The organism is Maribacter arenosus (genome assembly GCF_014610845.1).
Classification (GTDB): domain Bacteria; phylum Bacteroidota; class Bacteroidia; order Flavobacteriales; family Flavobacteriaceae; genus Maribacter_A; species Maribacter_A arenosus.
Genome location: NZ_JABTCG010000003.1, coordinates 219175 through 231983 on the forward strand (window position 1 = coordinate 219175; position 12809 = coordinate 231983).

The window sequence follows — 12809 nt, forward strand, 5'->3', positions numbered from 1 at the left end:
TATCTAAGGAACGTATTTAAAGCGGCCAATATTGCTTTTTTCAAGTTTATAGAGGTCCCAAACCTTGCTTCCGCCCCCTTTTTCCAACTTTTGGGCGATGATACAGCGCTCACCATCGGTGCGAAGATTTATGGAACCATAAACCGTAACATTCCGTTCTTTAAGTTTATCGTTCTTTTCCTGAATTTTGTTAATGAGGTTCAGTCTTTTGGCAGGGGAGGTGGTAGTTGCTAAACGTATTTCCAATTCCTTGATTTCATTAAGTGTCTTATTTTCATTTTCCCGGTGCGATCTCGCCAGTTCCGTACTAAAGATCAAAGGTCTATCGCCCCGCCCGTTTAACCCAATGGCCCCCAAAGTGTCAGGTCTGGGATGGGAATGTTGTTCTTCGTCCCCACTAGAGATTACGGTCGCCACAGAATTCAGGCATCTTAAGAACAGACTTGTAAAATCCGCACTTCCATGATGACAGGCTTTGGAGACGTCAGCCTCGAATATGTTACGGGCACCTTCAATAAACTCATTTTCCTCTGTACCGGAATTGAAATCCAATGTTTGCCCTGTATGTTTTTTCATTAAAAACTCCTCGGCTTTGATATTGAGGTCCCCACCTAGGAGTATGTTAATGTCTTTATAGTTGAGTTTAAAGACAATGGAATGTCCGTTTTTTGTCTTGCCTTTACCCCCTAAAGAACGTAACGCCTTCTTATTGTTTACAGTTTCACTGATCGGACCTAGGATTTGTATGTTGAGGGGTTTGTTTTGTTCAAAGCCATCAAGATATTTATCAGCTTCACTGATCATTTTAATCTCCCCATTTATTTTGTTGTTATCAAGCATGCGCTTTAAAAGCTTGGCATATTTCTTATCCCAATGGGAATTGCCTGAGGGGTGTTTCCAATTGGGTTCATGGGCCAGATAGTCGGTCACCTTTTGTTTGCTGTCGAAAAGTTCGGTATAGTATGTCCGGTTTGTTTTTATTGATTCCCCAAAATACGATGGTTTTATATTATCTTGATACTCTAACAATCCATTATGCAAGAATTCATTGAAAAATACATTGGGTTCGCCCGCCAAATAATGATACCCTCCATAATGATCTTGATCGGGATGACTTGCAACGGCATATTTAAATGTCCATTGGGTTTTGAATTCGTTGTACCTCCATTTTAAGTAACGCCACATATTATCCCCAAGCCCCGCATCGACAATGATATGTTCATCATCAGGGGTAACGATTAGGGCACCATCGCCTTGTCCCACATCCAAAAAGACAATCTCAAGCACACGTTCATCGAGAAGGGCATCTTTATGCATCCAACCGTTTTCTCCCCGTACTCTAACATAAATATAGTCCCCATCGGTTTTTTTGGGCTTAAGGACACCCACCCAATCGCCAAAGATAATTTGGTGTATTTTCTTATTTCCCTTACTTCCATTTACATCTTTAAAGAGGTATGCGAAAGGATAGTTGGCATATTTATATCCAATATATTCGAATTGAGGCATAGCGTAAGGTGTTTACCTAAAGTTATTAAATGTTCGGGTGGGTAGGGCCTTTTTTGTAAGAATCCCCCTTAATATTGTACGCTTGGTATTTTTTTGGCAATTTTTGGTCTATTAAGGATTATCAATGGATTTTAAACCGTTGATTTACTTCGAGGGTGCATTTTACAGAATTGTAATTCACCGTTATAGGGATTATGGCTCATATTGTTCATCGAATGCTTCCCGTTAAAAGCGTAATAATCGTAATTTTATTATTGAATTAATGATACACTGAATATCAATGTAAAATTGAATAATATCCTTGTGTAAATAATGTATGTATCATGAAGATAGCTACTGGGTTGGAGGTGCTGATAAATGATTCAAGGCTTCAAAAAGAATTCAAGGGAAATGTGGCCTTACTTTGTCATAATGCTTCCATCGATGCCCATTTCAAGCATGCAGCATTAAGTTTTAAAACGATTTTTGGCCCTAGGTTTGTTAAGCTATTTGGTCCACAGCATGGATTTTCTACCGACGCACAGGACAATATGATCGAAACAGCGCACGTTGAGCATCCTTTTTTTAAGATTCCGGTGTATTCCCTCTATTCTGAAACCCGTGTCCCAACTGATGAAATGCTTGTGGGTATTGATCATATTTTCATAGACCTTCAAGATGTAGGATGTCGTATGTATACGTACATCTATACCTTGACCTTGTTACTGGAAAAGTGCAGCGAAAAGGATATCGAGGTTATCGTTCTGGATCGTCCAAATCCATTGAACGGGATTACTTTGGAAGGCAATATTCTGGACCCCAAATTCGCCTCCTTTATCGGTCGCCATCCCATTCCGGTCCGCCATGGGATGACCATAGGCGAAATAGGATTGTTTCACCAAAAGTATTGGGCAGAAAAAAGGATTGAATATAGGGTGATAAAAATGTTGGGTTGGGAGCGTGGTATGTTCTTTGAGGACACCCAATTGCCATGGCTATTGCCCTCTCCAAATTTGGCAAGGTCAGAAAGCGCCTTGACCTTTCCAGCAACGGTTTTATTTGAAGGGACACACCTAAGCGAAGGAAGGGGAACGACACAATCCTTGGAAATTGTCGGTCATCCAAAAATTGAGCCCTATTCTATGTTTGAGGGACATTTGAAACAAGCTTTAAAGAAAGCAAGGTTGCAAGGAGTAGCCTTAAGGCCTATGACTTTTATGCCCACATTTCAGAAACAGGCCGGAAAGGTTTGTGGGGGTTTTCAAATTCATGTAACCGATAAAAAAGTTTATCAACCATGGCGAGTAGGTCAATGGCTTTTAAGGGAATTGTATCATCTTATGGATAACGATTTTCATTGGTTAGACCCACCCTACGAATATGACTATATTAACCTACCTATAGACATCATTAACGGAACGGATCGATTGAGGCATTGGGTTGAAAACAATGAAAGTATTGAAATGCTCCGGTCTTTTGAGGATTTCAAAGAATATCGTCAAATGCTAGAAAGCATTAAGATTTATGAAGAATAAGGTATATGATTGTTCGTTTGGAAGGTGATCGGGTACTTGTTATTAAGGGGATAAATAAAAAAGGCCGACAACGTTGGCCCTATGGCTTTTAGTTTATACCGCTTTTTGTACAACTTCGAATACCTTGCTTCCATCACATTTCAAGGTTTTGGACGGATACTTTAAAATCAAGGCATAATCATGTGTGGCCATTAGTATAGTCCTTCCGGATTTATTGATTTCCTGTAGCACTTTCATAACCTCTACACTGGTCTGTGGGTCCAGATTACCAGTAGGCTCATCGGCCAAAATGAGTTCAGGGTCATTTAAAAGGGCTCTGGCTATAGCAATCCTTTGTTGCTCCCCACCTGAAAGTTCATGCGGAAATTTAAATCCTTTGGTTTTCATCCCTACCTTGTCCAGTACCTCTTCAATTTGTTTACTCATTTTAGTCTGGTCCTTCCAACCCGTAGCCTTGAGCACAAATTGGAGGTTATTGTTGATACTGCGGTCGGGCAATAATTTAAAATCCTGAAAGACGATGCCCAGTTTACGTCGCAAATACGGTATGTCTTTTTCTTTAAGTGTTTTAAGGTCAAAGCCTACTATCTTGCCTTCACCATGCCGTAAGGGTAAATCTCCATATAGGGTTTTCATAAAGCTACTTTTACCACTGCCGGTCTTACCGATCAGGTAAACGAACTCCCCCTTTTTTATGTCTAAACTTACTTCATTCAATACCATGTTTTCCTTTTGAAAAACACCGACATCCTTTAATTCTAAAATAGATTCTGACATATTCTTAATGTTGATATAAAAGTAATAAGTTCTAAATGAATACAAAGGTAGCCCACTTAAATTATTTTACTTTGTTCTTGTTACATTTTTACGTAACGAATATACTTAGGAATAATATTTGCCGTTATTGTTTTTAACTACGAAAGTAGCGCTTTCAGGTTATGTCCGTCTTGGCGGGATTTCTTGAAGGTAATTTTAAATACGAGTACGGAATTTTTATAAATAGTTAGAACACTATGCTGAAAAGAATCACCGTTTTTATTCCCATTTTTGCGGGAATACTTTGGATTGGGACGGCCCAGGAAACCAAAATCTATACCCACGATCAGAAAGACTACCAAGATGCCTTGGCATTGTTTAATAACGAACAATACCAAGCCGCACAGACTATTTTCGAAAAGGTCAAATTAACGACCAAAGATTATGAGACAGCCGCCAATAGTGCCTACTATGCGGCCAATGCCGCGGTGAGATTGAACCAATTGGGGGCTGATCGCCTTATGGAGGATTTTGTTGAAAAATATCCAACATCTACCAAACGTAACTCCGCCTATTCCGATGTGGCGGATTATTATTTCGAAACGGGAAAATATCCATACGCCTTGAAATGGTACAATAAGGTGGATCAAAGTGCCATGTCAAGAAAAGAGATGGACAAGTTTAATTTCAATTATGGCTATTCGTTGTTTTCCTCCGGCAAGGGCAAAGAGGCCGAAAAATATTTAGGAAAGGTAGTCAATTCACCGGTCTATGGTTCCCAAGCCAAGTACTACTTAGGGTATATTGCCTACCAACAAGACGACTATGAAGGAGCCAACGAACGCTTTGACCAGATTACCGACCCGGAATTGTTGGATGAAAAACTATCGTATTATCAGGCCGACATGAATTTTAAACTTGGGAAGTTCGAAGAAGCCATCGCCTTGGCCAAAAAGCAATTGCCCAAATCCGATAGGAATGAGGTTTCCGAATTGAACAAGATCATTGGGGAGAGCTATTTCAATCTTGGTCAATATGCGAATGCCATACCATATTTAGAGGCTTACAAGGGTAAAAACGGTAAATGGAGCAATACGGATTATTATCTATTAGGGTATTGCTTTTATAAACAAGGGGATTATGCCAACGCCATTCAACAATTCAATAAGATTATTGGGGGTACGAATAGTGTCTCCCAAAATGCCTATTATCACTTGGCCGAATGCTATTTGAATTTGGGCAAGAAGCAGGAAGCCTTGAATGCCTTTCGCAATGCTTCGCAAATGGATTTCTCTCCTGAGATCCAAAAGGATGCCTATTTGAATTATGCCCGATTGAGCTATGAGATAGGGAATGCGTATGAACCGGTTCCCCAGGTTATATCAAGTTACTTGGATAAATATCCCAATGATAGCAATGCACAGGAAATGCAAGGCTTATTGGTTGATTCCTATATCACATCAAAGAATTTTGAGGGAGCCATGGCATTACTCGAAAAGAATCGCAGTTATGCCAGTAAAGCCACTTATCAAAAAGTAGCATTTTACCGGGGTATAGAATTGTTTATCGATGGCGATTATTCCAGGGCCCATGAAAACTTAGCAAAGTCGCTGTCGAATGCCGAAGATGCACTTTTTAGGGCCCGGGCGAATTACTGGAACGCAGAGGCCTTATATATGTTGAACCGGTTCGAGGAGGCACTGGCCAATTTTACTGATTTTAAACGGAATTCAAGTGCAAGGGGCACTAGTGAATTTAACGATGTGGATTATAATTTGGGGTATGCTTATTTTAAATTAAGGCAGTATGGCAATGCCATCAGTAGCTTTGATAGTTTCACTAAATCTGGAACCACAGATCAAGATAAACTGAATGATGCTTATTTGCGTTTGGGCGATAGCTACTTTGTAACCAGCAAATATTGGCCTGCCATTGAAACTTATAATAAAGCTCTGGCCTTATCTGGCCCTGAAAAAGATTATGCCGCCTTTCAAAAGGCCTTAAGCTACGGGTTCGTGGGTAAAAGTGATTCAAAGATCGAGGAGCTGGACAAATTCGTCTCCAGATATCCACAATCTACCTTAAAGGATGATGCCCTTTTTGAATTGGGTAATTCCTATATCACTGCAGGCCAGGAAAACAAGGGATTGATAACCTATGATCGCCTTATCGAAGGATATAGGGGAAGTTCATTGGTGCCCCAAGCCATGATGCGACAAGGTTTGGTACATTACAATGCCAATAGAAATGAAAAAGCGCTGGAGAAATTCAAGACCGTGGTCAGGGATTTTCCAAATACCCAGGAAGCCGTTCAAGCAGTGGCGACGGCTAAATTGGTATATGTTGATTTAGGCCGTGTAAACGAATATGCCGAATGGGTCCGTGATTTGGACTTTGTTGAGGTCACTGACACTGAATTGGACAATGCCAGTTTTGAATCGGCCGACAAGCAGAATCTCGAAGGTAATACCAACGCCGCCATCAAGGGCTATGAGAGTTACCTAAAACAATTCCCCAATGGGATGCATGCTGCTAAGTCCAATTTTCATTTGGCACAGTTATACTTTGCCAAAAACCAAAAAGATAAGGCTTTGCCCTATTTTAAGTATGTGGCCGATCTTGGAGCGAGCGAATTTGCAGAACAAGCTTTGACAAGGGTTTGTGAGATTTATATCGGAAATAACGATTACGGTACGGCATTACCGTATTTGGAACGCTTGGAGAAACAGGGTGATATACAACAGAACAGGACTTTTGCCCAATCCAATTTGATGAAAGGGTTTTATGAACAGCGGAATTACGGGCAAACCATAGCCTATGCGGAAAAAGTACTGGCAACACCCACCATTGACAATCGAATAAAAAGTGATGCCCAAATAATGATTGCCCGTTCGGCCATACAGACCAATAATATGGATAGGGCAGAAGCAGCTTATGCAGAGGTCTTGAAAATCGCTACCGGTGAAACCGCCGCAGAAGCGCTTTATTACGACGCGTATTTTAAGAACCAGGCGGGGCAAAATGAGGCATCGAATACCTCGGTACAAAAATTGGCCAAGGACTATTCAAGTTATAAGGAATGGGGCGGAAAAGGATTGATACTAATGGCCAAGAACTTTTATGCCTTGAACGATTCGTATCAAGCGACCTATATCCTCGAAAGTGTCAGTACCAATTTTAGCCAATACCCGGAGATTGTAGCCGAGGCAAAAGGCGAATTGGCCATCATTAGGGCCAAGGAGGCCCAACGTAATTCATCTGTTAATCCTGACGGAAATTAATATTCCGATAAAGAACACATTATGTCGAAGCATGTATACCTTCTATTTGTCATTTTTGGACTTTCACAGCTAGTTGTGGCCCAGGATGAGAAAGATAATATCGGAACCGAAACGGTAACCGTGACCAAAGCCTATTCGCCAACGATTTCGGATGCCTTTAAGATCAAGTCGATGCCAAACTTGAATGATTCTATCGTTCTTCAAAAAAAGAAAATCGAATACAATATCTTCTCGGTTCCTGTAGCTTCTACCTTTTCACCGGCCAAGGGTAAGGCATCAACCGTTAAAAAATTACCTCCCCCTGAATTGTACAACTCTTATGCTTCAGGAGGTTTAGGAAATCCGGGAAATGCAATGGCCAAGTTTTATACAAGTAGGGCGATCAATAGGGATGAGCGGTTGGATTTAGGTTTGAACCATAACTCTTCAAGAGCGGATATTGATGGGGTTGATTTAGAAAGCAAATATGCGAATACCACGGTAGATGCCTCCTATTCCAAAAGGGATAGTGACATGAATTGGGGAGCCGATATTGGGTTGCAACATCAACTGTACAATTGGTATGGCCTTCCTGAAGGAGCTTATGATCTGGCAACGATAAACACTATAGATGAGCGGCAGAATTATTTTATGGGCGAAATAGGGGCCCATATAAATGTTGAGGATGCCTATTTTAAGAATGCCAATATTACCTATAGACGATTTTGGGACGCTGTCGAATCGGGAGAAAATAGGGCAATATTCAAAACAGGATTCGAATTTCCCTTGGAAGAGGAATTTTTTGGGATCAATATCCACTTGGATTATGTAGGGGGCAGTTTTGCCAATGCCGACGTGAACAGTCCCACCAATGATGAGGGGATCGACTATAGCAATTTCCAGGTAGGGATCAACCCCACACTGCGCATGCTTAGGGATGACCTTACACTGGATTTGGGTGTGAACATTGTGTATGGGATGGATATGGAAAACAGTGAGAATAATTTTTACGTCTATCCTGCGGTGGCTGCATCCTATCGATTGTTGGATGAAACGGTCATCGCCTACGCTGGGGTGCAAGGGGAATTAAGGCAAAATTCGTTCTATGGATTTGTAGAAGAGAACCCGTATGTTTCCCCGACTTTGAATATTCAGCCTACAGATTCCCAATATGATGCCTATATAGGCCTAAAAGGACAATTGTTGCCCAACTTAAGTTATAATATCAAAGGGTCGTATACTGCGGAGAATAGAAGGCCATTGTTCAATCTTAACCCTCAAAATGATTTCAGGAACGATGAGAAAGGGTATTATTACGGGAACTCTTTCGAGGTGTTCTATGATGATATAAAAACATTGGGATTGTTTGGCGAATTGAACGTCGATATCAATCGCAATTTTACCTTGGGTGTGAATGCTGAGGTCTATGATTATGATACAGAGACCAATAACCCTGCTTGGAACCTGCCCAACCTGAAGGGATCCCTATTCATGGATTACCAGATCGACGAACAATGGTATATGGGTGTTAACCTCTTCTATATAGGTGAACGAGAGGATTTTTCGACTTCGGTAATACAGGATCCAACCCCTGGGGTTACCGATGCAACCTTGATTACTTTGGATAGTTATTTTGACGCCAATGCCCATGTAGGGTACCGGGTAAACGATCAATTGTCCATTTTCTTAAAAGGTGCGAATTTATCCAATAATAACTATCAAAAATGGGCCAACTTTCCCGTTCAGGGCATTCAGTTGCTGGGAGGAGCCACCTATAAGTTCGATTTTTAAGGATGAAGGGTTCAGGATTTTAGGGCATGACTATACAGGATAATCACCATTATTTCAGAAACGCCAATGTAGATTCTGAAAACAAAATGGTTAAATTGGCAATGGCAGATGGACTTATAATACTGCGGAAATTACTACATTAGAGTAATCCTAAGCATCTTGTATTATCTTGAATACCCCGCAAAAACATATCATTTTAATGGCGTGTCTATTAGGCGTCACCACCGTTATGTCCCAAAATCTCATTCAGAATCCGAGCTTTGAGGTCTTTGTCGACTGCCCCAAAAAATTAGGGAATTTTAATGATGATGTAGAAAGTTGGTCATCACCTACCCGGGGTTCAACAGATTATTTCAATGGGTGTAGCACCGCAATGGGAACCCCTGAAAATTTTAATGGGTCACAACCTGCGGATTTTGGGGTGGGCTATGCCGGTCTATATCTATATGCCCCAAATGACTATCGCGAATATATCCAGGCAGAATTATCCCAACCCTTGGAAAAAGGGAAAAAGTATAGGATTTCATTTTATGTGAGCCTTGCGGAACGTTCGGATTTTGCGATAAAGGAATTTGGACTTCTTTTTTCAAATAACAAATTGGATGTCTCCATTCGGAAGGAGCTTTCAAAAATGCATTTGTATAAAGACACCGAAAATGAATACCATTATATGGAAATAGGGTATTCTAATTTTTTTGATGACACTAAGGATTGGATTTTGGTCGATTCACAATTCGAGGCCAAGGGTACTGAACGGTTTCTTATTTTCGGCAATTTTAAAAACAATAGAAGTACCAGATTGTTCAAGACCAAACGAAATGCCAAACAAGGGGCGTACTACTATATCGATATGGTATTATTGGAATCGGCAGAACCAACTGATTTTGTTCAAAAACCAAAGATCGATGCCAATACGTTGGCCGAAGGGAAAATAGTATTGGATAAAAACCATGTTTTTAAGAATGTATTTTTCGATTTTGATCGATTCGATATTTTAGAAGATGCTAAGGAAGAAATACAGCATGTTTATTCAGTATTAAAGCGTGATTCCACCCTCACCATAGAAATTGAAGGCCATACCGATTCCGTAGGGTCCGACGACTATAATCTAACCTTATCAAAATCAAGGGCCAAGGCCGTTGCTGATTATCTGGGCGTATTGGGTCTACCGAAAGAACGGATTTTTTGGCAGGGCCATGGAGGTTCCCAACCTATCACAAGTAATGCCTCCGAAGACGGCAGAAAGCAGAATAGACGGGTAGAGTTCGTGATTTCAAAAACCATTTTCAAATCCAACAAGTAGGCAATACGATCACAGGTGCTAATAATCCGAATAATCCGTAGGATATAAGAAAATTTTATCTATATGGGAAACATTGTTCTGGTATTTGGGCATGGTTGAGAGTTCTTTCCATTTGGGTGCATCCCCAAATTTCTTCCAATGCGCATCCCTACTTTCCTGGTCGGTAAACGTGGTCATGTACATTAAATTGGGCATTTTGTCCCCAGAAATAACTTCACCATAAAAAACAGCATTGAACCCCAAATCATCAAAAAGAGCGACTTCGCCCCCGGCATTGAACATATCCACTTTGTTTTTGAATATGGCTTCGGTAGGAGATTCATAACTCCTTAATTCGTAGATTCGCTTTTCTCTCGGACCTTGTACTTTCGTAGGCCTCATATTTGGCATATCCTCAAAAGCCGTCATTAGTACTGTATTCACACGTTTATAAGGGGGGTGGTCATAAGAAGCTTGAATATAGTCTTTCCCAGCTTGCTTATATATTTTATCATCGGCCAATCTACTTTCAACACTTTGGAGTATATCGAAAGAAGAAAACGGGATTAAAACATAAATTTTGTCGGATAACGTATAAGGATGGGGATGAATTTTGAAAACACCAACATTTTGTATGCCCATTCTTTTCAATGCTGGTAAATACGCATCCCTTAAGTAGGTATCAAGAAGATTCTCCTGACTTTCATTTTCCAAGGTGTACGTTTTTAGTTGATAAAACTCCCTTTGTTGTTTTTGGGCTTGTATGGTGGTAAAAGTTCCTAATAATAACAGAGTAATGGACAGTATCTTGAAAATGGAATGTTTTTTCATTTTTAGGGTAGAATGTTGCTCCTTCAAAATTACTCAAGTTTAACAATATTTCCTATTTTGCACCAAAGGACATACTATATTTTTCCTGATAAAGTTGCAATACCCCTACGTGTAAATATGTACTTTAGCTTTTTTCGTAAAATGTATGTCCAGTTCTAATCGGTATTCAATTATAAATCCTTCCAAAAGTCCATTTTTTTATGGCTATGTCATTCTTGTCTTAGGTACTTTGGGCATTTATTTCAGCATTCCTGGACAAACTATTGGGGTGTCTTTGTTTACAGATCCCGTAAAAGATGCATTGGGATTATCAAGGAATCAGTTTAGCAATGCTTATATGATCGGCACGATAATCAGTTCTATGTTCATCGGCAGGGCTGGCATTTGGTTTGATAGATACGGTGCGCGATATACTGCATTCTTTGCTGCCCTTACCTTAGCGATGGCCTTGTTTCTGTGTTCATGGTCTTTGGAAATGACCTACTTTGTAAAAAACATGTTGCGTTTGGATTCTTGGATGGTGCCCTTTACCATCATGACACTACTCTTCTTTTTGTTACGTTTTTCCGGACAAGGAGTTTTAACAATGGCCTCGAGGAATATGATCATGATCTGGTTCGATAGAAATAGGGGCAAGGTAAATGCTGTTAGTAGTATTGCCATTTCCTTTGGTTTTTCATCATCACCTCTATGGATCAACTTTTTGATCGAAGAGTACAGATGGGAAGGGGCATGGCGTCTTTTGGCCATAGGCCTTTTGGTATTTAGCCTACTCATCTTTCAGTTTTATAAGAATAAGCCTGAAGAACATGGTCTTATACCTGATGGTGCTGCTGATCCGATTGAAATAAAGAAGGATGTTCGCGTCGAAAAAAAACAATATACTTTAAAAGAGGCAAAAGGTACACGTGCTTTTTGGATGTATGGATTAATGTTGGCCTTCAATAGTTTTTTTATTACAGGCCTCACGTTTCATGTAGTCTCTATTTTTGCCAGTGAAGGTTACCCGAAATCGGACGCCATCTCCATTTTTTTGCCCGGTTCGGTAGTCGCGGTGGCTATTTCGACCATTTTTAATTATCTGAGCGACTATCTATCGCTAAAATTGTATTTATTTCTAATGATTTTTGGAGGGATGCTTGCATCCATCGGTTTTCTGATGCTGGCCTATCCTTTTGGTATTCCTTTGCTGATTGCCGGTTTCGGAATTATGGGTGGTTTTTTTGCGGTACTCAATGCTATTGCGTGGCCTCGATTTTATGGTCGTAATCACCTCGGGGCAATAACTGGCAAAGTAATGGGCTTGATCGTTTTGGCCAGTGCCTTGGCGCCTTCCATATTCAGTTTATGTTACGCTACCTTTGATTCGTACAGAGTGGTAGGGTATATAGGGACGGCCTTTTTGTCTTTCGTATTGATGGGCTCATTAAAAGCGAATAGTCCTCAATAGGTTCCTTGATTGAAACGTGATGATTCTTTTGATGGGAACTGACATAAATTATTTATTTAAAGCACTTTACAATATTAAATAGCGCCTTTTAAAAATAATGGCACTATATTTGCCGAACGATAAGTAATTAATTTAAATTTTAACAATGAGTAAAGGAACAGTAAAGTTCTTCAATAATGCCAAAGGATTTGGTTTTATAACTGAAGAAGGCGTTGACAAAGATCATTTTGTACACGTATCTGGATTAGTAGACGAAATTCGTGAAGGCGATGAAGTTGAATTTGATCTGCAAGACGGTAAAAAAGGATTAAATGCGGTAAACGTAAAAGTTATTTAATAGATACTTTTTAATTTTTTTAGATGAAAGCCCTGACCAGAAAAGTCAGGGCTTTTTTGTGGTCTTTTATCTAATTATT

9 protein-coding genes are annotated in these 12809 nt (G+C 40.1%); 6 read left to right on the forward strand and 3 right to left on the reverse strand.

The annotated features are described in order from the left end of the window. Window positions 1–3 precede the first annotated feature (3 nt). The gene (locus HPE63_RS09070; protein WP_188313955.1) at window positions 4–1509 is read right to left on the reverse strand and encodes a ComEC/Rec2 family competence protein; all 1506 of its coding nucleotides are present in this window, start codon (window positions 1507–1509) and stop codon (window positions 4–6) included. A gap of 323 nt (window positions 1510–1832) precedes the next feature. Here HPE63_RS09070 and HPE63_RS09075 point away from each other — a divergent pair, with 323 nt between their 5' ends. Next, window positions 1833–3023, forward strand: coding sequence for an exo-beta-N-acetylmuramidase NamZ family protein (locus HPE63_RS09075; RefSeq protein WP_223198101.1), 1191 nt, complete (start codon window positions 1833–1835; stop codon window positions 3021–3023). A gap of 93 nt (window positions 3024–3116) precedes the next feature. Here HPE63_RS09075 and HPE63_RS09080 read toward each other — a convergent pair whose 3' ends face one another. Further along, a complete protein-coding gene (locus HPE63_RS09080; RefSeq protein ID WP_188313956.1) occupies window positions 3117–3800 on the reverse strand; it encodes a cell division ATP-binding protein FtsE in 684 nt (227 codons plus the stop codon). Between the two features lie 236 nt (window positions 3801–4036). Here HPE63_RS09080 and HPE63_RS09085 point away from each other — a divergent pair, with 236 nt between their 5' ends. The 3 genes from HPE63_RS09085 (at window position 4037) to HPE63_RS09095 (ending at window position 10133) form a co-directional block, all read left to right on the forward strand. Beyond that, on the forward strand, window positions 4037–7060 hold the full coding sequence (locus tag HPE63_RS09085) for a tetratricopeptide repeat protein (RefSeq protein ID WP_188313957.1): 3024 nt from the start codon (window positions 4037–4039) through the stop codon (window positions 7058–7060). A 21-nt stretch (window positions 7061–7081) separates the two neighbouring features. Continuing rightward, window positions 7082–8830, forward strand: coding sequence for a TonB-dependent receptor domain-containing protein (locus HPE63_RS09090; RefSeq protein ID WP_188313958.1), 1749 nt, complete (start codon window positions 7082–7084; stop codon window positions 8828–8830). A gap of 199 nt (window positions 8831–9029) precedes the next feature. Then, window positions 9030–10133, forward strand: a complete 1104-nt coding sequence (locus HPE63_RS09095) for an OmpA family protein (RefSeq protein WP_188313959.1) — start codon at window positions 9030–9032, stop codon at window positions 10131–10133. A gap of 18 nt (window positions 10134–10151) precedes the next feature. On the opposite strand, the gene HPE63_RS09100 is transcribed toward HPE63_RS09095, so the two are convergent. Continuing rightward, window positions 10152–10943, reverse strand: a complete 792-nt coding sequence (locus HPE63_RS09100) for an NIPSNAP family protein (protein ID WP_188313960.1) — start codon at window positions 10941–10943, stop codon at window positions 10152–10154. Window positions 10944–11088: 145 nt separating this feature from the next. Between HPE63_RS09100 and HPE63_RS09105 the strand changes: the two genes are divergently transcribed. Together HPE63_RS09105 and HPE63_RS09110 are read left to right on the forward strand one after the other, a co-directional pair. Next, window positions 11089–12393, forward strand: a complete 1305-nt coding sequence (locus HPE63_RS09105; protein ID WP_188313961.1) for an MFS transporter — start codon at window positions 11089–11091, stop codon at window positions 12391–12393. A 145-nt stretch (window positions 12394–12538) separates the two neighbouring features. Continuing rightward, window positions 12539–12730: a cold-shock protein gene (locus tag HPE63_RS09110; RefSeq protein ID WP_188313962.1), complete on the forward strand. Its 192-nt coding sequence runs from the start codon at window positions 12539–12541 to the stop codon at window positions 12728–12730. Window positions 12731–12809 lie beyond the last annotated feature (79 nt).